The sequence below is a fragment of the Achromobacter deleyi genome (genome assembly GCF_013116765.2).
In the GTDB taxonomy this organism is placed as follows: Bacteria; Pseudomonadota; Gammaproteobacteria; order Burkholderiales; family Burkholderiaceae_B; genus Achromobacter; species Achromobacter deleyi_A.
Window position 1 is genome coordinate 5,951,242 of record NZ_CP074375.1, and the last position, 18,737, is coordinate 5,969,978.

An 18,737-nucleotide genomic window follows, 5' to 3' on the forward strand; every position below is an offset into this window, starting at 1 on the left:
GATCGACAGGATTGTTATAGGGGATAACCCTTGGCAGGTGACGGTTCAGCCCTGATTCGAGCGTAGCAGCTCGACATATGCCGACAAGGTCTCGGCGTGCCGCTGTTCCGCCCGCAGGCCGACATGGCCATCGGCGCGGACCACGAGCAGCACGACGCCGCTCACGCCCAGCATGTCGGCCGTGGCGGGCGCCAGATAGGCGTCAACATCCGGCACGCCGGCGTTTGCCGTGATGGCGACGACCTGTTCGATGATGGCGCCGTCGGAAAGCGGCTCCATGTCGCGGCGAACCTGCGCAAGCGTCTGCTGTGGCGTGGCCGGACCGCCGATGAGCAGGGCCGTGTGACCGCGGCGCTTGGCGCAGTCATGCAGCTTGCCCATGCCGCCCGCGGCAAAATGGATGTCGATGTGATCCGGCAGGCGTTGACCCGGCCAGATTGCGGGGTGCCTGTCGCCCATCACGATGGGAGAGCCGGAATAGTCGATATCGAGTTCGGCTTCGGAGACGGCTTCGCGATGCCGAGACTCCGGGTCGCCGAAGGCGGCGCGGATTGCCGCGTCGCGCTCGCGGCGCTGCGCCCGATCCGTGACCATCTGCGCATTCTCGGCGGCGTCGCCCGATGCCATCACATGGTCCGCGGCCGGGCGCCGCTCCGCGTGATAGCTGTCCAGCAGTGCCGCCGAGCAATGGCCCTGGCAGACCAGGGCGAGCTTCCAGCCCAGATTGAAGGCGTCCTGCAGCCCGGTATTCATGCCATGGCCCTGCGCGGGGCTGCAGGTGTGCGCGGCGTCTCCGGCAAGCAGGATACGGCCGGCGCGGAAGCGCTGCGCGATTTTCGTGTGGCAGTCGAAGCGGGCGGGATGGGAGACGTCTTCAAAACCCGCGTCAGGCAGATAGCGCCGCAGCGTGGACAAGGCATCCGCGACCAGGTCGGACTCCGGCGAACTCGGCCGCAGATACACGCGCCAGCGCTCGTCCGGCAAGGCGGTCAGAATGACCGGTATCTGGTCCAGATAGGCATAGTTCGCCTCGAACGAATGGGGCCATCCGCTGATGCCCGCATCGAACACGGCCCAAGGCTGGTTGATGTCGTGCCCGTCCTGCTCGATGCCGGTAAGCATGCGGACCGTGCTGTGGTGGCCGTCGCATCCGACCACCCATTGCGCCAGGACGCGGGACAGGACGCCATCGTGTTCGATCGTGGCCAGTACGCCGTCCTCGCGCTCTTCCAGGCCGACGAGCTTGGTCGCGCGGGTGACCTGGCCGCCCAGCCGGGCGAGATGCTCGGCGAGCACGGTCTCGGTGACTTCTTCCGAGATGCCGATGTTGAAGGGATAGCGGCTGCCGCTCAGCGCCAGGTCGATGACGCCAAGCACGCTGCCGCCCGCGTGGATGCGGGCCTGCCGCTGCTTGACGCCCGCCGCCAGCAGCGGCTCCAGGATTCCGAGCGTATCCAGTATTTCCAGGGACCGGGGATGCACCACGGTCGCGCGGTCCCAATCCAGGGGGCGTTCATGCGCGTCGATCAGCAGGCAATCGACGTTGCGGCGCTGAAGTTCCGCCGCGGTAAGCAGGCCGGCCGGGCCGGCGCCCACCACCAGGACGGTTGTCGATGTCACCATTTTTAGCTCCCAGCTAACGAGGTCGTCGTGTCCTGCCGCATGGGAGTGCTGCTTGCCCTGGCAGTGAGGTGCTGCGCGTGTTGGGAACTTAATTCAGCGCGTGGGCGTCGTCAACGGACTAAGCCATCAGTAGGCACCCATGTAGTCGCGCTTGCCGACTTCGATGCCGTTGTGACGCAGGATCGCGTAGGAGGTGGTCACGTGGAAGAAGAACTGCGGCAGGCCGTAGTGCAGGAGGTAGGCGCTTCCCGACAGCTTCTTTTCCTTCGGCGTGCCCGGGCGCAGCACGATTTCAAGCGCTTCGCTCTGCTCGAACTGTTCCGGGGTGAAGGAGCCGACATGCGCCAGGGTCTTGGCGATCAGGGCCTGCAGGTCGGCAAACGTGGTTTCGGTGTTTTCCCACGACGGCACTTCCGCGCCCGCCAGACGCGATGCGATGCCCTTGGCGAAATCCGTGGCGATCTGCACCTGGCGGGTCAGCGGGAACATGTCCGGGTACAGGCGGGCGCCCAGGTAGGCATTCGGGTCAATGTTCTTGGCGGTGGCGTGGTCTTCGGCCTTCTTGAGCACGTCGGACAAGGCGGACAGCATTTGCTTGAGGACGGGCACGGAGGCGTTGTACATGGAGCTGGTCATGATGGTTTTCGCTTGATCGTTGAGAGGGGCGTGGGAGAACCACGCGGCTGGGGCAAGACTAACAGCAAACGGTCCGGGACTTCCTCCTTCAGTTCCGGTGCCTACAGGCCCTGGACGGGAGGGGCCGAGGCGGCCAGGTAGGACTCCAGGAACTCCACGAACACGCGCACCTTGGCCGAGGAATTCAGGCGCGAGGGATACACGGCCCAGATGTTGGCTTCCTGGCGGTATTGCGACAGCACCTGCACCAGCTTGCCTTCGGCGATCAGCGGCCCCACGTCCCAGGCCGAGCGCAGGATGATGCCGCGGCCGTCCACCGCCCATTGCACCACCATTTCGCCGTTGTTGGCCGACAGCGGGCCGAGCACCTTGACGGTGTGCTCCTGGCCTGCGCGCCGCATGCGCCAGACGCCGAAGGGATGGTCGCGCTCCTTGATGACCAGGCAATCGTGCGCGGCCAGCTCGGCCAGCGTGCGGGGCGTGCCGCGCGCTTCCAGGTAGGAAGGCGCGGCGCACAGCACGCGGTGATTGCTGGCGATCTTGCGCGCGATCACATGGGGCGCGATGTCGTCGCCCACGCGCACGTCCAGGTCGTAGCCCTCGGCCGCGACGTCGACCAGCCGGTCAAAGACTTCAAAGCGCACCTGCACCGCCGGGTACCGGGCCGCGAAGGCGGACAGCGCCGGCGCGACCACCCGCCGCCCGAACCCGAAACTGCTGCATATGCGCAGCAGGCCGCGCGGCTCGTGCCGGGTGACGCCGACCTCCTCGACCAGATGGTCCACGTCGTCAAGGATGCGCTGGGCCCAGTGGTAAGCCCGTTCTCCCGCCTCGCTGACGACGACTCGCCGCGTGGTGCGGTGAAACAGCACGGTGCCCAGCTGTTCTTCAAGCAGCCGGATGCGCTTGGTGACGTAGGCGGGCGACATGCCCAGGCCCTCGGCGGCTTTGGAAAAGCTCGAGGCGCGCACCACGGCGCAGAACACGCGCAGGTCGGCAGGCGGGAGATCATTATTCATGATTCGTGCATATTCAATTCACGGTGTGGGTCATTGTAGATGGGACAGTGTGGCGCATACCATCGGTCCGATCCTGTTTCTCACTCACCGGTTAGGCAATCATGTCTCAAGTTTTCAAGATCGCGGCCATCGCCGGCGACGGTATCGGCAACGAAGTGATGCCCGAGGGCCTGCGCGCCGTGAACGCCGCGGCCAAGCGCTATGGGCTGTCGCTGCAGATCGACACCTTTCCCTGGGCCAATTGCGAGTACTACGCGCGCCATGGCGACATGATGCCGCCCGACTGGAAGGACCAGCTTCAAGGCTATGACGCCATCTTCTTCGGCGCGGTCGGCTGGCCGGCCACGGTGCCCGACCACGTGTCGCTGTGGGGCTCGCTGCTGAAGTTCCGCCGCGAATTCGACCAGTACATCAACCTGCGCCACGTGCGGCTGTTCGACGGCGTGCCGTGCCCGCTGGCCGGCCGCCGCGCGGGCGATATCGACTTCTTCATCGTCCGCGAGAACACCGAGGGCGAATACACCAATCTGGGCGGACGGCTCTTTGCCGATACCGATCGCGAGATCGTCATCCAGGAATCGGTATTCACGCGCCACGGCACCGACCGTGTCATGCGGTTCGCGTTCGAGCTGGCCAACCGCCGCGAGCGCAAGGCGCTGACCGTGGCGACCAAGAGCAACGGCATCGCCATCAGCATGCCCTGGTGGGATGAGCGCGCGGACGCCATGGCGCGCCACTATCCGGACGTCAAGACGGACAAGCAGCACATCGACATCCTGGCGGCGCGCTTCGTGCTGCAACCGCAGCGCTTTGACGTGGTGGTGGCGTCCAACCTGTTCGGCGACATTTTGTCGGACCTGGGCCCGGCCTGCGCGGGCACGATCGGCATCGCCCCGTCGGCCAACCTGAACCCGGAACGCGCCTTCCCCTCCTTGTTCGAGCCGGTGCATGGCTCGGCGCCCGACATCTACGGGCAGGGCATCGCCAACCCGATAGCCATGATCTGGTCGGGGGCGCTGATGCTGCAGTTCCTGGGCAGCCAGGAGGCGCACGACGCCATTCTGCGCGCCATCGAGCATTGCCTGAAGGACGGCCCGCGCACTCCCGACCTGGGCGGGCAGGCCAGCACGGAGGATATCGGCCGCGCCATCGCCGAGCACATCGCGGCGCAAGCCTAGGTCGCTACAAGGAGGCGGCGACTCCCGCTGCTTCCGTCGCGCGATGCGGCGCGGCGTCTTCATGCTGGGGTGGCGGCAGTTCCACGCGGGCGATGAGCTGCGTCTGCCCGGGCGAGGACCTCACCTTCAGCGTTCCGCCCGCCCGGGCGATGCGGGTGTGCATGCTGCGCATGCCGACGCTCACGCCGGCTTGCTGCACCGCCGCCACATCGAAGCCCACGCCATCGTCTTCGATGCGCAATTCCAGGATGTCCGGTTCGGGCTGCTGAATCTGAAGCCGGATCCGCCGCGCGCGGCTGTGCTTGATCGCGTTCGTCAGCGATTCTTCCACCAGCCGGGTCAGCGCCAGGCACTGCAGGGCGTTGGGCGCGGGATTCCAGCGGGGCGGAAAGCGCCATTCGGAGGCGATGTCCAGCTCGTCGAACATCTGCACGAAGCGATGGCGCAAGGGCGCGATCCATTCCTGGGGCGTGGCCGGCACCTTGACGCCCGCGCTGGAGCCGCTGTCGATGGTCTGGCGCAGGTCGTCGCGCAGCAGCTTGAGCATGGAAAGAAACTGCCGGCTTTGCAGCGGCGCGCCGGATTGCTCCACCACGGCCATCATGCGCACCAGCGAGCCGCCCAGTCCGTCGTGCAGATCGTGGGCGATCTGCAGCCGTTCGTGCAGCCGCGTGTTGGCCATCGCCAGGGCGTGCTCGCGCTCCAGCGTGGTGGCCAGCTCGGTGCGGGCCTGGGCGATGCTGTCGGCCAGTTCCTGGTTGAAGCGCTCGATGCGCTGGACATTGCGGGCATGGCGCAGGCCAAGGATGGCGGACATGCACAAGGTCACCACCAGGCTGCTGAACGGGGTGTACGCATGGCCGCTGTCGATGAGTTTCAGGATCAGCAGCAGGTCATGGGCGCTGACGAACAGAAAGATCAGCAGGCAGGCGGCAAGCATGCCGTGCTCGGGGCGGCGGGTTCGCATCGCGTGCAGCGGGAACTGCAGGCAATTGGCGAAGAATATGGCGGCGGCGGCAAGGGTGATGACGAGCTGCGCCCAATGCAGGTTCGCGTCCGGCGTGAGCGCCGCCGCGGCCAGCAGCAAGGCCGACAGGATCCACAGCGCCTTCTCCAGGCGCGGCAACGATTGCCGGCCAAAACGCCAGGTGAAGATGCAGAAGCAGGCCACGTACAGCACCAGGACCATGACGTTGGCGCGGGCCGCAATCAGGGTGGTGGGAAACGGCCAGGGGCTGGTGACCAGCACGTTGGCGATGAACAGCACCCAGAACAGGGCCATCAGCGCGTACCAGCCATAGGTGCGCTGTTCGCGGCGCACGATCCAGATGCAGAAGAACAGGCCGCCCAGGACGGCGGAGACGATCAGGTTGACCTGGAACAGGCTGCGGTTGTTCCATACCAGGTCTTCGTAGTGCTGCAGAACCGCTTGCGGTTCGCCGAGCTGGACCGGGCCCAGCCCCGGAGACTGACCGGCCACGCCGACCACCCGGATCCACAGCGTGTTCACGCCGTCGCGCATCAGGGCTACGGGGATGAGCCAGTAGCGTGGCATGTTCCAGCTGCGCGTAAGCGGCTCGGTCATTTGCGGGTCGCGCCAGATCAACGCGTCATTGACGAAGACTTCCCCCGCCATGACCACCGACTGCAGCGAGAGCGCGACGGGTCCGGACTGTCCGGCCGGACAGCGTGGCCGCCAGTCGATCCGGTACCAGGCCGTGCCGCCATAGCCGGGCCAGCGGCGGCTCCAGTCATCGGGCAGGGTGGTGGGCTGCCAGGCCCCGGCCCCGGGGCGGTTGCCATCGTCGGCGCCCTTGGCCACGCTGATGGACAGAACCTGCGCGGTGCAGGCCGCTGGTTCAGCCGCCGGCTCCTGGGCCCAGGCCGGCATGAGAAGCAGCGCCAGCCACAGGCCGATCAGCCATTTCAGTCGAGCAAGCCCCGCGATCGCGCCGCATGGATCGCCCGCGTGCGCGAGGATACGGCGAGTTTGCGGTAGATGTGCTTGATGTGGCATTCGACGGTGTAGCGCGACAGGTGGAGTTGCTCGGCGATTTCGCGATTGCCCAGGCCTTCGGCCACAAGGCGAAGGATCTGGCTTTCGCGCGGGCTAAGTATCTCACCAGTCTCCGCGCCGGTCTGTCCGGCGGGCCGGGGGCGCAGTTCTTCGATGATGCGGCGGGCGACGAAGGGGTCGATGGGCGCGCCGCCGCGCAGCACGCTGCGGATCGAGAGCGCGACTTCCATGTCGTCGCGCTCCTTGAGCACATACCCGGTGGCCCCGGCGCGCAGCGCCGAGAGAATCGCGTCTTCGGTGCACCAGGCGGAAATGACCAGGATGGCCAGGCTCGGGTCGGCGGCGTGCATCTCGGCGATCAGGTCCACGCCGCTGCCGTCGGGCAGGCCCAGGTCCACCAGCGCCAGCGCGACCGGCTGGCCGGCAAGGCAGGCGCGCGCTTCCGCGAGCGACGAGGCGAAGATCAGCGCATCGGGTTGATATCCCAATTGCAGCAGCAGGCCTTCGAGCCGCCGGCAGACCAGCGGTTCGTCCTCAACCAGGAGCACCGGGGCGGGCAGGGCGAGCTCGGAAGTCAGCATAGGGGTAATGGACATGGGTGTAGGCCAGGATGGGGCGGAGCGCCGCCGGCGCAATTCTGACGCCGCCGCGCGTGGCTGAACATCCCTTGAATTGGGTATTTTTACTCAGATAGTCACCCGCGGGCGTCGCGCAGGATCTTCCTGGTTGCCCGGATCTCCGCGGGTATCTTAAAGCAAGCCTGCACAGACGCCCGAACGGGCGGGTCCATTACTATCCTTTCCATGAGCCAGCGGAAGACCTCCCCCAAGAGCAGCCCCGACGCCTGCATCCGCGTCCGGGGCGCGCGCGAGCATAATCTGAAGAATGTGGATGTGAGCATCCCGCGTGATGCGCTGGTGGTGTTTTCCGGCGTGTCGGGGTCGGGGAAATCTTCCCTGGCCTTCGGCACCTTGTACGCCGAGGCGCAGCGCCGGTACCTGGAATCCCTGTCTCCCTATGCCCGGCGCCTGATCGACCAGGTCGGCGTGCCCGACGTGGACGCCATCGACGGACTGCCGCCGGCCGTGGCCCTGCAGCAGCAGCGCGGCACGCCGAACGTGCGGTCCACGGTGGGCAGCGTCACCACGCTGTCCAGCATGCTGCGCATGCTGTATTCACGCGCCGGCACCTACCCGGCGCGCCAGCCCATGCTGTATGCCGAGGACTTTTCGCCCAACACGCCGCAGGGCGCCTGCCCGAACTGCCATGGCCTGGGCTATGTGTATGACGTGACCGAGCAATCCATGGTGCCGGACCCGTCGCTGACCATCCGCGAGCGCGCCATCGCGTCCTGGCCGCCGGCCTGGCATGGGCAGAACCTGCGCGACATCCTGGTGACGCTGGGCTACGACGTGGACAAGCCGTGGCGCGACTTGCCCAGGAAAGACCGCGACTGGATCCTGTACACGGACGAGCAGCCGACGGCGCCCGTCTATGCCGGCTTCACGCCCGCCGAGACCCGCGCCGCCGTGCGCCGCAAGGCGGAGCCCAGCTACATGGGCACTTACACCGGCGCGCGCCGGTACGTGATGCATACCTTCGCCACGACGCAAAGCGCCATGATGAAAAAGCGCGTGGCGCGCTTCATGACCGGCGCGCCTTGTCCCGAGTGCGGCGGCCGGCGGCTCAAGCGCGAGGCCCTGTCCGTGACCTTCGCCGGCCTGGATATCGGCAGCCTGTCCCAATTGCCGCTGAGCCGGATCGCCGAGGTCCTGACCCCTGCGGCCGAGGGCCGCTTTGACGATCTGGCGGGAAGCGCGGCCGGCTCCACGCGCAGCAAGGCCGCGGGCGTGAAGGACAACGCCAGGCGCGTGGCCGCGGGCGGCCTGGCGCACGCCGGCAGCACCGACGTCCGGCGCACGCCGGATTCCTCTCCGGAAAAGCGTATTGCGGCGCAACGCATCGCGCACGATCTGGTCGAGCGCATCGGCACCTTGCAGGCGCTGGGCCTGGGTTATCTGGCGATGGACCGGTCCACGCCGACCCTGTCGCCGGGGGAGCTGCAGCGGCTGCGGCTGGCGACGCAGATCCGCTCCAACCTCTTTGGCGTGGTGTACGTGCTGGACGAGCCGTCGGCGGGTCTGCACCCGGCGGATGGACAGGCGCTGCACCGTGCGCTGGACCAGCTCAAGGCGGCGGGCAACACGCTGTTTGTCGTCGAACACGACCTGGATACCTTGCGGCGGGCCGACTGGCTGGTGGACGTGGGGCCGGGCGCGGGCCAGCATGGCGGGCAGGTGCTGTACAGCGGCCCGCCCGAGGGCCTGCGCAAGGTGAAGGAATCGCTCACGGCGCAGTACCTGTTCGACAGTCGCATGGCCCGGCGCCGGATCCCGCGCGTACCCGCGGGCTGGCTGGAACTGCGCGGTATCCATCGCAATAACCTGCATGGCATCGACGCGCGCTTTCCGCTGGGGGCGTTCACGGCCGTCACGGGGGTGTCGGGTTCGGGCAAATCCAGCCTGGTCAGCCAGGCGCTGGTGGAACTGATAGGCGAACACCTGGGGCAGGAGCCGGCGGCGGAGGAAACCGAGGGAGACCTGCCCCAACCCGGCAACCTGCCGCGCACGACGGGCCGCATCCATGCTGGCGCGGATGCGATCAGGCGGCTGGTCAATGTGGACCAGAAGCCGATCGGGCGCACGCCCCGATCCAACCTGGCCACCTACACGGGTTTGTTCGACCACGTCCGCAAACTCTACGCCGAGACCAAGGCCGCCAGGGCGCGGCGCTACGGCGCCGGCCGCTTCTCGTTCAATGTGGCCCAGGGCCGCTGCGAGACCTGCGAGGGCGAGGGTTTCGTCCACGTGGAACTGCTGTTCATGCCCAGCGTGTACGCGCCATGTCCCACCTGCCATGGCAGCCGCTACAACGCCAAGACGCTGGAAATCGAATGGAACGGCCGCAATATTGCCCAGGTCCTGGCGATGACCGTCGACGAGGCGCAGGCCTTTTTCGTGGACGAGCCCGTGGTGCAGCGCCCCTTGGCGCTGCTGCATGAAATCGGGTTGGGCTACCTGCGCCTGGGCCAGCCGGCCACCGAGCTGTCGGGCGGCGAGGCCCAGCGCATCAAACTGGCCACCGAGCTGCAACGCAGCCAGCGCGGCAACACCCTGTACGTGCTGGACGAACCCACGACCGGCCTGCATGCGGCCGATGTGGACAAGCTGATGGCGCAGCTGCACGGCCTGGTCGATGCCGGCAACACCGTGGTCGTGGTCGAGCATGACCTGCGCGTGGTGGCGGGCAGCGACTGGATGATCGACGTAGGCCCGGGGGCGGGCGAAGAGGGCGGCGGCATCGTGGCCGCCGGCACGCCGGAGCAGGTCAGCCAAGGGACGGCCGGTGTGACCGCGCCTTTTCTCCGGCGTTTGTTTGAATGAGGAAGCATGGACATCATTTATAGAGCGGCCCGTCCGGAAGATGTGGCGGCGTGCATCGACATACGCGGCAGGACCCGGGAGAACGCCTTTTCCGCCGAACAGCTTGCAGCCGCGGGTGTCACGCTTGAGAGCTGGAGCGCGGCGGTCAGGGACGGCTCGCTGCCGGGCCATGTCGCGACGGTCGGCGGTCGGATCGCGGGCTACTGCTACGGCGACCGGGAAACGGGGGAAATCGTGGTCCTGGCGCTGTTGCCGGAATACGAGGGACGGGGCGCCGGCAAGACCTTGCTGAACCTGGTGGTCCGGGAATTGCAGGAACTGGGCTTCAAGAGGCTGTTCCTGGGATGCGCATCCGATCCGAAGGTCCGGTCTTATGGCTTCTACCGGCACCTGGGCTGGAGGTCCACGGGTACGTTCGACGATGCGAACGACGAGGTGCTCGAATACTTTCCATGAGTGCGCCAACGCGCCGTTCCGTTACTGCTTCAGTTCCTGCGCCAGCGTCGCCTGCATGCGCTGCATGCTTTCCTGGCTGACCTGGATCAGCCCGCTGCCGGGCTGGTCGATGTCCAGGATGAAGGTCAGGACCAGCGAGATCAGTGCGGCGAACACCCCGGTGGAGATAAGCCGGCGCCTTCCGTACAGGCCGGTGCCATAGGCGAGGTAGGCCATGGAGCCCGAGGCGACGATGAACAGCAGGTAGTACACGGGCTCCGGGACGTGGTTCTCGAGCGCGACTCGGCGCTTCTCGTTGATCTGCGCCATTTCGTTGATGGCCTGGATGAACATGATCGTGGAAATGGAGGGCGGGTTTTCCGCGGCGGCGGCGACCGTGGCCCGGATCTGCCGTTCGATGCGTCGCGCGGTGGCGTTGGCGGCGTTGAAGCGGGGCGAGTCCTGGTCGGCCAGATGGTATTCCAGCGACGCCGAGGTGTACTCGTGCAGCAGGTCCGCGACCATGGGGCGGTGCTGGACCGGGATCAGCTGCGAACGCCAGTAGGCGTTGCCGATGGCGTTGGCTTCTTCCAGCACCAGGTTCTTGCGCGTTTCAAAGCGCGTGATCGACATGGCGAAGGTAAAGCCCAGCAGCAGGGCCAGCAGGCCCAGCAGGGCGGTTTGCAGCGCGGAAATATGCGCCTTGGCCGAGTCGTCGGCCGGCTTGCGCAGCCTGCGGCCTAGCCGGAAGCTCAGCTCGATGATCACCATGAAGATGATGAGCCCGACGAAGAAGAGATAGGTCTCGTCCAATTCCCTGAGCATGCGCTGTCCCACGAGTGAATTTTCGGTCCAGCGTATGCCGATTGGGCGGCGCCGGCAAGCATCCGCATCCGGGCCGGATGACCCGCCCGGCGCCCGGGGCTTGTCAGCGAAACGCCAACATCTTGGAGTAAGGTGTCGCTTCCCTTCCAAGAGACCCCGCACGGAGCAGAACTTGAAATACCGCAAACTCGGCCGTACCGACCTGGATGTCAGCCTGATCGGATTGGGCACCATGACCTGGGGCGAGCAGAACACCGAAGCTGAGGCGCACCAGCAACTGGACTACGCGCTGGAGCGCGGCATCAACCTGGTCGACGTGGCCGAGATGTACCCGGTGCCGCCCAAGCCTGAAACGCAGGGCCTGACCGAGACCTACATCGGCACCTGGCTGGCCCGCGGCAAGCGCCGCCAGGACATCGTGCTGGCCAGCAAGGTGGCGGGCCCGGTGCGCGATCCCAAGCGCCCCGGCCACATCCGCGACGGCAAGACCTTCCTGGACCGCAAGAACCTGACCGCGGCGCTGGACGCCAGCCTGAAGCGCCTGCAGACGGACTATCTGGATCTGTACCAGCTCCATTGGCCCGATCGCACCACCGCCACGTTCGGCCAGCTGAACTATCCCTGGGTCGAGGACGAGCACACCGTGCCGATCGAGGAAACGCTGTCGGTGCTGCAGGATTTCGTGCGCGCCGGCAAAGTCCGCCACATTGGCGTTTCCAATGAAACGCCCTGGGGCGTCAGCCAGTTCCTGCGCCACGCCGAGAACGAGGACCTGCCGCGCATCGCGTCGATCCAGAATGCCTATAGCCTGCTGAACCGCGTGTTCGAGATCGGCCTGTCGGAATTCACGCACCATGAGGGCGTGGGCCTCCTGGCTTATTCGCCGCTGGCGATGGGCATGCTTTGCGGCAAGTACCTCGACGGCGCCCGGCCGGCCGGCGCGCGCCTGACGGTGTATACGCGCTTCACCCGCTACAGCAACGAACAGGCCGAGGCCGCCACGCGCGAGTACGTGACGCTTGCGCGCGACCATGGCATTTCGCCCACCCACCTGGCCCTGGCCTGGGTGAACCAGCGCCCGTTCGTCACCAGCAACCTCATCGGCGCGACTTCGCTTGCGCAGCTGAAAGAGAACATCGACAGCGTGGATGTGACCTTGACGCCGGAGGTGCTGGAGGCCGTCAACCAGATTCACGTGCGCCACCCGAACCCGGCGCCCTGATTCGAACTTGCCACGCAAGGGCCCATGCGACGCATCCTGACGACCCTGTTCCTGTCCACGCTTGGCGCCGTCCTGGCGGGCTGCGCGCCTGCCAGGACCTACACCGAGGAATTCTCGAGCCTGATGGTGTCCTCGGACAGCCGGACCTTTGCGGTGCTGGGTCCGCAGTACCACTATCTGTTCGAAATGCCTCCGGCGATGGCGCAGTCCCTGGCGTCGGATTTCCGGTCCCGGCTTACCGCTGAGATCATCCGCGAATTCCATGTGGGGGCGGGCGGGGCAACATGGGGATTCGTGCGCTTGCAGTTGACCGGGGACGCGACGGATCGGGACCGCGAGGCGGCCCATGCCCTGGGCTACCGGACGACGTCCGAGGGGCTGGTGTATTTCACCAACCATTTGAAGGGCAAGCGTTATGTGGCGCGGGCGGGTACGCCCGCCACGCCGCCCGCCCAGCAGGCCGGGCAGGCGCCGCAGGCCAGCCAGACCGAGTTGGATAAACGCTACCGCGTCACGGTGGTCGATTCCCAGGGCAGCGCGGACGCGATGAAAGTACTGTCGCCGGTCTACCTGCTGGCCGGCACCGGCCTAGTGGTGGCCAATCCGGCCGTCATGCTGTTCGCATTGCCCGTGGCCGGGCTGAAACCGTAGCCGGCAGGCGTACACCAGAGGATCTTCCGATGATTAAAGCGATTGCCTTCGACGTATTCGGCACCCTGGTCGAAATCGGCGCGCCCAGGCGCCCGTTCCGCGAACTGGTCCGTCTCTTGTCGGCCGCCGGCCGCGTGCCGGGACGCGGCGACGGGGCGCTCATCATGAGTCGCGAGGTCGACCTGGAGCAGGCCGCTCGGTTGCTGGGGGGTAGCGTAAGCGAGACGGACCTGGCGCGGCTGGAATCGGCGCTGCAGGAGGAAGTGGCCAGCATCCGGCTGTTTCCCGATGCGGTGGATACACTGAGCGCGCTGCGCGAAAGCGGCTATCGGATCGCGCTGTGCTCAAACCTCGCGGCTCCTTACGGACCGCCCGTGAACGCGCTGCTGCCGTTCGCGCCGGATTTCTGTGCATGGTCGTACACGGCGGGTGCGGTCAAGCCCCAGCCTGAAATCTATCAAAACCTGTGCGCGGGACTGGATTGTCAGCCCGGCGAAATCTTGATGGTGGGCGATACGGTCGATGCCGATCACACCGGACCGCGCAGCTTTGGCATCGCGGGGTTTCACCTGGCCCGCAACGGCCGCAGTCCCGTGCCGGAGACGGAATCGGTCGCAAGCCTGGCCGATCTGATTCCGTTGCTGGCACGCTACCGGACGGACGGGGGAGTCCAGGCCTAGGCAGGGCGGCGCGGGGCCCGGGTCATGTGGCGGCCCCCACGTCCCATAGCCTGTCGGGCGCGAAATCCTCCTGTTCCCCTTTCTTGGCATAGCCCAGCGGATTGGCGATCACCCGGCAGCCGTCCTTCACATAGTCCTGCGCGCAATGCAGATGGCCATGCATCCAGTGGCTGGCCAGCGGCAGCAGGCTGTCCAGCGCATTGCAGAATCCGGCCGTGCCGGCCGTGACGCCGTAGCGCGGGTCGGCGCTGGACAGCGTGGGGGAAAAGTGGGTGATCGCCACGGTCGGGCCATCAAAAGGCGTGCGCAACGCGGCGTCCAGCCATTGCTGGCAGGCCAGCCCCTGTTCACGCATCTGCTCGGCCATGAAGGGCGCCCCGTGGCGGCGCATCTCGGCCTTTTCCAGATAGAAGTCCGCCGCGCGAAAGGCCTTCTCGCGCTTTTTCAAGACGTCGCCGATGGTGTCCCCGGGAGCGGCCAGCGCATCGAAATCCGTCCATAAGGTGGTGCCCACGAAGCGCACGCCGCCGATCACGCAGGTTTCCCGTTCCAGCCATTGGATATGCAGCGCTTCGCACAGTTCGCGCAGGCGCGCGTGCGTGTCGTCGAAATCGAGGTTGTCGTATTCATGGTTGCCGGGCACGTACACCACGGGCGTGGGCCAGCCGTTGCGCGGGGAATAGCTGCCCAGACCGAAGTCCGTTCCGTTCAGCCTGGAGCCGCGGCGATACGAGCCGATGTCCCCCGCCAGCACCAGCAGGTCGGCGCCGGGCGCGGGTTGCGCCAGGAAGGTGGGATCGGTTTCAAGATGCAGGTCGGAAAGCAGTTGGATCTTCATGGACACTATCTTAGGCGACGCCGGGCCGGCGCCGCGCGCTGCGCGGCAGCTTCATCCATGCGACACTTTCCTCAATGATCGATTCACCCTCGCAGACAGGAGGAACCTCCATGCGTACAGCTCTCGCCGCGGCCGCCGCGCTCTTGCTCGCATCAGGCGCGCAGGCGCAGGTGCTCAATTGCGACAAGGCGTCCACGCAGACGGACATGAGCCTTTGCGCCGACCAGGCCTACCGCAAGTCGGATGCCGCCCTGAACGCCGCCTACAAGGAAGTGGTGGCGCGCCTAAAGGACGACAAGCACGCCTCGACCCAGCTGCAGGCGGCCCAGAACGCCTGGCTCTTTTTCCGTGATGCGGAATGCGCTTTTTCGTCGAGCAGCACCTCGGGGGGCAGCGCCTATCCCATGGTGCTGAGCATGTGCCTGGACAAGCTGACCCAGGCGCGCACCAAGGAGCTGCGCGCCTACCTCAAGTGCGAGGAAGGCGATACGAGCTGCCCCGTGCCCGGCAAGCAATGACGGCCGGTCAGCAGATGGACCATGCCGTGGCGGAACCCGCGCCCGAGTCGGGTCTGATCCTGGATGGCCAAGGCGTGCCGCGCTGCTTTTGGCAGCCGGCCATGCCCGACTACCACGACCATGAATGGGGGCGACCCGTGGCGGACGACCGCCGACTCTACGAAAAGATCTGCCTGGAAGGCTTTCAGGCAGGCATGGCGTGGATCACCATCCTGCGCAAGCGCGAGGCCTTCCGCGAAGCCTTCGATGATTTCGATTTCGAACGGGTGGCCCGCTACACCGACCGCGACGTGGAGCGCCTGATGGGCAATGCCGGCATCGTGCGCAACCGCAGCAAGATCCTGTCCGCCATCAACAACGCCCGCCGCGCGTTGGCGCTGGCCGAGGAAACGGGTTCGCTGTCCGGCTGGCTCTGGAAGCACGAGCCGCCCGCGCAAGACCGCCCCAAGATGGTGGACCGGGACTACTGGAACAGCAATCCGACGTCAACCGCGTCGACGGAGCTCTCGCGCGCGCTGAAGCGGCGCGGCTGGACATTCGTGGGGCCCACGACGATCCATGCATTCATGCAGGCCGTGGGCATGGTCAACGAGCACATGAGCGGCTGCGTCTGCCACCGGGACATCGAAGCCGCGCGCGCCAGCTTCAGGCGGCCCGGCTAACGGGTCGCCGCGGGGGGATTGAGTTGGTTGCGATTCGCAAGTATATTGGTTGCGAACCGCAACTTATGGGGCCGCCATGGATCTCATCGACTTTCCGTCCCAGTCCCGGGAAAAGACCATCCAGGACCTGCGCGAGTTTTCCCGCAAGCTGGTTCGCGAACTGGGATTCATGCGCCCGTCGCTGGCCGGTAGCGATCTGGCGCCGTCGGCGGTCCACGCCATTATCGAGATCGGCTTGCAGCCGGGCATCCAGGCGCGCGACCTGGCGGCCATACTCAGGCTGGACAAGTCCAACACCAGCCGCCAGGTGGCCAAGCTGGAATCGGCCGGCCTGCTGACGCGCGAGACCTCCAGCGACGACGCACGCTCGTCCAGGCTGTCCCTGACCGAGGCGGGAAACAAGCTGCGCGCTCGGATCGACCAGTTCGCCACGGACCAGGTGTCGCACGCGCTGCGGCGCCTGTCGCCGTCCGATCAGGAATCGCTGATCCGCTTTCTTTCCTTGTACGCGGACGCCCTGTCCAGCGAAAACCCCAACGTATCGCCCGCGAGCGCGGCCGCCGGGATCGAGGACCAGATCCATCAAGGCTACTTGCCCGGCTGCATCGGCGACGTCGCCAGCCTGCATGCCCGCTACTATGCGCAAGCCTCGGGCTTTGGCGTGTACTTCGAGCGCAAGGTGGCCACGGAACTGTCCGATTTTGCGGAAGGCCTGCCCGCGGCGGGCAAGAATATGTGGCTGTACGTGGACAACGGCAGGACGCTCGCCTCCATCGTCATCGATGGCGACCTTGCCGCCAGGCAGGCGCATCTGCGCTGGTTCATCGTCGACGAATCACTGCGCGGCATGGGCGTGGGCCGAGCCCTGCTGGCGCGCGCCATGGCGTTTGTGGACGCGCAGTACGACGAAACCTATCTGTGGACCTTCAAGGGCCTGGATGCCGCCAGGCATCTGTACGAGGCGGCGGGATTCACGCTGACCCATGCGTCCGAAGGCCGGCAATGGGGCAGCGTGGTGGTCGAGCAGCGGTTCAGCCGCCTCAGACCACGCTGATCCGCAGTTCCGCCAGCAGCGCCGCCGCCTGGGTTTTGGAAATGGTGGCGCCCGCCAGCCGCGCCGCGGCGGTCAGGTCTATGCCGCTCAGGTCCACCTCGCGCAGGTCGGCGCCTTCGAAGCGGACATTCTTCAGGGTCGCGTTGCGCAGGCTGCCGCCATGGAAGACGGTGTCGCGGAAATCGCTGCCGGACAGATCCGCGTCCGAGAAGTCCAATTGGAGAATGTCCGATTTCCGAAACGACACGCCGCGCAGCAGCGCGCCGACCAGCAGGCATTCCTCCAGGGACCAGCCCAGGCAGGCGATGCCATCGAAATCGGAGCCCGTCAGTTTGCAGCCCTGGAATCGCGCGGAGGCAAGCCGCGCGCGGCGCCAGTTGGCGTTGTTGAGGTCGCAGTTCTGGAACACGGCGTCGCTCGCGTCTGCCGAGGCGAAGCTGGCTTGCCCGCCCCGGCAGCGCAGCCACCGGGTGTCGGCCAGCGTGGCGCCCTGAAATGAGGCTTGCGCGATTGCGCAGGCGGTGAACTGGAAGCCGCGCAGGTCCAGGCGGGAAAAGTCCGCGTCCTGGAAGTCGCAGTCCTGGAACGACAGTGGGTTGCCCGCGGCCTGCTCGATCAAGGCCTGCATGGTCTTTCGGTCCACGTCCTGGCCTGCCAGGGGCTCGATGGTTGCTTGCGTCATGCCAATTGTCTTTGTCTGATTCGGCCCGCTGCGGCGGCAGCGGGTCCAGTCCGGCGCGGATCCGCGCCGGACTCAAGGATACCAAGCGGGGGTGGCCGGGCCCTGGTCCTTCGCCTGCGGCATCACGGCGCTCCAGTCCGGGCAGCAGTCGGCGAAGGAATGCGAGACCGGCCGCAGCGCGGGCGCGTCCTTGATGTCGAAGCTGCCTGTGACCAGCGCCACGACGGGGCCGTCGTCGATCGCGCCCAGCGTGCTGCCGCAGCGCGGGCAGAAGGTCCGGCTGGAATACTCGGATGAACGATAGCGCGAGGGCTCGCCTCCCGCTCCGTTCCAGCAGATCTCATCTTTGGCGAATTCGACCCAGCACAGGCTGGGGGCGTCGGAGTGCTGCTGGCAGATGGCGCAGGAGCAGGCGTGCGGATTGCGGGGCGTGCCTTTGGCGATGAAGCGGATATGGCCGCAAAGGCATCCGCCGGTGTGATGAGCGGGGTTCATTGCTGTTGATTCTCTGGAGGCCGGGTTCCGCCGGCTATTGGAACATGCCGCTTTCCACGCAGAACCGCACCAGTTCCTGGTCGGTCTGCACGTTCAGCTTGCGCTTGGCCGCAATCTTCTGGCCGCTGACGGTCTTGACGCTGCGCCTGAGCGTTTCGGCCACCTGCATCATCGATTCGCCCCGGATGAAATGGCGCAGCACTTCGAACTCCTTGGGTGACAGGCTATTGAAGCGTTCGCCGATGAATTCGCTGCGCGCCTCGCTGCGGTCGTCGCGCAGGAAACCTGGCGGATGATATTTGCGGCCTGCCCGCAGCGCATGCAGCGCGGTGATGATTTCGGCCAGGCTGTCGCGCTTGAGCACCACGGCCGCGACGCCCGCGTCATAAAGCGCGGAGATGATCATGGGGTTGGACATCATGGTCAGCACGATGATCGGCGTACTTTGGAAATTCCGGGTCAGATACGTGATCAGGCGCATCCCGTCCCCATAGCGCTCGTCGTCAGGCATGGAGTAGTCGGTGATGACCACGTGCGGCAGTTCGCGGACCAGGTGTTCGATCAGCGCCGTGGGGCTGGCCAGCGCCGCGACAACCTCGAATCCCAGGTCCTTTTCGAGCAGATCGCGGATTCCCGCGAGCACCAGCGGGTGGTCGTCGGCCAGGACAATTCGGAGTCTTTCCATTCGATAGCGCCATCAGAGGGGCTGCGGGATATCGGTGGATTTTGCACCAGGCTGCGGGCCTGAACCAGGGGATT

Annotated in this window: 19 protein-coding genes; 9 read left to right on the top strand and 10 right to left on the bottom strand. The window is 66.4% G+C overall.

The genetic code is table 11. The annotated features are described in order from the left end of the window. Positions 1-45 precede the first annotated feature (45 nt). The 3 genes from HLG70_RS26955 to HLG70_RS26965 all read right to left on the bottom strand — a co-directional run bounded on the left by HLG70_RS26955 (position 46) and on the right by HLG70_RS26965 (position 3,278). Positions 46-1,623 carry an FAD-dependent monooxygenase gene (locus HLG70_RS26955; protein ID WP_171665021.1) on the bottom strand — a complete coding sequence of 526 codons (1,578 nt, stop codon included), beginning with the start codon at positions 1,621-1,623 and terminating at the stop codon, positions 46-48. A 126-nt stretch (positions 1,624-1,749) separates the two neighbouring features. After that, positions 1,750-2,259 carry a DUF1993 domain-containing protein gene (locus HLG70_RS26960; RefSeq protein WP_171665022.1) on the bottom strand — a complete coding sequence of 170 codons (510 nt, stop codon included), beginning with the start codon at positions 2,257-2,259 and terminating at the stop codon, positions 1,750-1,752. Between the two features lie 101 nt (positions 2,260-2,360). Continuing rightward, positions 2,361-3,278: a LysR substrate-binding domain-containing protein gene (locus tag HLG70_RS26965; RefSeq protein ID WP_171665023.1), complete on the bottom strand. Its 918-nt coding sequence runs from the start codon at positions 3,276-3,278 to the stop codon at positions 2,361-2,363. A 101-nt stretch (positions 3,279-3,379) separates the two neighbouring features. Here HLG70_RS26965 and HLG70_RS26970 point away from each other — a divergent pair, with 101 nt between their 5' ends. Continuing rightward, positions 3,380-4,456 (top strand): tartrate dehydrogenase, encoded by a 1,077-nt coding sequence (locus HLG70_RS26970; RefSeq protein WP_171665024.1) that lies wholly within the window; start codon positions 3,380-3,382, stop codon positions 4,454-4,456. Between the two features lie 4 nt (positions 4,457-4,460). On the opposite strand, the gene HLG70_RS26975 is transcribed toward HLG70_RS26970, so the two are convergent. Beyond that, positions 4,461-6,347: a sensor histidine kinase gene (locus HLG70_RS26975; protein ID WP_234103256.1), complete on the bottom strand. Its 1,887-nt coding sequence runs from the start codon at positions 6,345-6,347 to the stop codon at positions 4,461-4,463. Positions 6,348-6,382: 35 nt separating this feature from the next. Continuing rightward, the gene (locus HLG70_RS26980; protein ID WP_234103258.1) at positions 6,383-7,069 is read right to left on the bottom strand and encodes a LuxR C-terminal-related transcriptional regulator; all 687 of its coding nucleotides are present in this window, start codon (positions 7,067-7,069) and stop codon (positions 6,383-6,385) included. Between the two features lie 207 nt (positions 7,070-7,276). On the opposite strand from HLG70_RS26980, the gene HLG70_RS26985 reads away from it, so the two are divergent. Together HLG70_RS26985 and HLG70_RS26990 are read left to right on the top strand one after the other, a co-directional pair. Beyond that, positions 7,277-9,916 carry an excinuclease ABC subunit UvrA gene (locus tag HLG70_RS26985; RefSeq protein ID WP_171665026.1) on the top strand — a complete coding sequence of 880 codons (2,640 nt, stop codon included), beginning with the start codon at positions 7,277-7,279 and terminating at the stop codon, positions 9,914-9,916. A 6-nt stretch (positions 9,917-9,922) separates the two neighbouring features. Continuing rightward, positions 9,923-10,372 carry a GNAT family N-acetyltransferase gene (locus HLG70_RS26990; protein ID WP_171665027.1) on the top strand — a complete coding sequence of 150 codons (450 nt, stop codon included), beginning with the start codon at positions 9,923-9,925 and terminating at the stop codon, positions 10,370-10,372. Between the two features lie 21 nt (positions 10,373-10,393). Here the strand turns inward: HLG70_RS26990 and HLG70_RS26995 are convergent, their stop codons facing one another. Continuing rightward, complete coding sequence (locus tag HLG70_RS26995; protein ID WP_171665028.1) at positions 10,394-11,176, bottom strand: hypothetical protein; 783 nt, start codon at positions 11,174-11,176, stop codon at positions 10,394-10,396. 172 nt (positions 11,177-11,348) lie between these two features. Here HLG70_RS26995 and HLG70_RS27000 point away from each other — a divergent pair, with 172 nt between their 5' ends. Genes HLG70_RS27000 through HLG70_RS27010 form a run of 3 tightly spaced genes read left to right on the top strand, consistent with a single transcriptional unit; the run spans position 11,349 to position 13,729 of the window. Then, a complete protein-coding gene (locus tag HLG70_RS27000) occupies positions 11,349-12,398 on the top strand; it encodes an NADP(H)-dependent aldo-keto reductase (protein ID WP_171665029.1) in 1,050 nt (349 codons plus the stop codon). 24 nt (positions 12,399-12,422) lie between these two features. Beyond that, positions 12,423-13,049, top strand: a complete 627-nt coding sequence (locus HLG70_RS27005) for a hypothetical protein (RefSeq protein WP_171665030.1) — start codon at positions 12,423-12,425, stop codon at positions 13,047-13,049. 29 nt (positions 13,050-13,078) lie between these two features. Further along, on the top strand, positions 13,079-13,729 hold the full coding sequence (locus HLG70_RS27010; RefSeq protein ID WP_171665031.1) for an HAD family hydrolase: 651 nt from the start codon (positions 13,079-13,081) through the stop codon (positions 13,727-13,729). Between the two features lie 22 nt (positions 13,730-13,751). Here HLG70_RS27010 and HLG70_RS27015 read toward each other — a convergent pair whose 3' ends face one another. Continuing rightward, entirely contained in the window at positions 13,752-14,567 is an 816-nt protein-coding gene (locus tag HLG70_RS27015; protein WP_171665032.1) for a metallophosphoesterase, read from the bottom strand. A 110-nt stretch (positions 14,568-14,677) separates the two neighbouring features. On the opposite strand from HLG70_RS27015, the gene HLG70_RS27020 reads away from it, so the two are divergent. From HLG70_RS27020 to HLG70_RS27030, 3 genes are all read left to right on the top strand, one after another. Continuing rightward, positions 14,678-15,085, top strand: a complete 408-nt coding sequence (locus HLG70_RS27020; protein ID WP_171665033.1) for a lysozyme inhibitor LprI family protein — start codon at positions 14,678-14,680, stop codon at positions 15,083-15,085. Then, a complete protein-coding gene (locus HLG70_RS27025; protein ID WP_234103260.1) occupies positions 15,082-15,747 on the top strand; it encodes a DNA-3-methyladenine glycosylase I in 666 nt (221 codons plus the stop codon). Before HLG70_RS27020 ends, HLG70_RS27025 begins: the two co-directional genes overlap by 4 nt. Before the next feature lie 76 nt (positions 15,748-15,823). Next, a complete protein-coding gene (locus HLG70_RS27030; RefSeq protein WP_171665034.1) occupies positions 15,824-16,801 on the top strand; it encodes a bifunctional helix-turn-helix transcriptional regulator/GNAT family N-acetyltransferase in 978 nt (325 codons plus the stop codon). Here the strand turns inward: HLG70_RS27030 and HLG70_RS27035 are convergent. The 3 genes from HLG70_RS27035 to HLG70_RS27045 all read right to left on the bottom strand — a co-directional run bounded on the left by HLG70_RS27035 (position 16,788) and on the right by HLG70_RS27045 (position 18,663). Beyond that, a complete protein-coding gene (locus HLG70_RS27035; RefSeq protein ID WP_171665035.1) occupies positions 16,788-17,483 on the bottom strand; it encodes a pentapeptide repeat-containing protein in 696 nt (231 codons plus the stop codon). The genes HLG70_RS27030 and HLG70_RS27035 overlap by 14 nt on opposite strands. 72 nt (positions 17,484-17,555) lie before the next feature. Then, positions 17,556-17,978 carry a GFA family protein gene (locus HLG70_RS27040; protein ID WP_171665036.1) on the bottom strand — a complete coding sequence of 141 codons (423 nt, stop codon included), beginning with the start codon at positions 17,976-17,978 and terminating at the stop codon, positions 17,556-17,558. Between the two features lie 34 nt (positions 17,979-18,012). After that, positions 18,013-18,663: a response regulator gene (locus HLG70_RS27045; RefSeq protein ID WP_171665037.1), complete on the bottom strand. Its 651-nt coding sequence runs from the start codon at positions 18,661-18,663 to the stop codon at positions 18,013-18,015. Positions 18,664-18,737 lie beyond the last annotated feature (74 nt).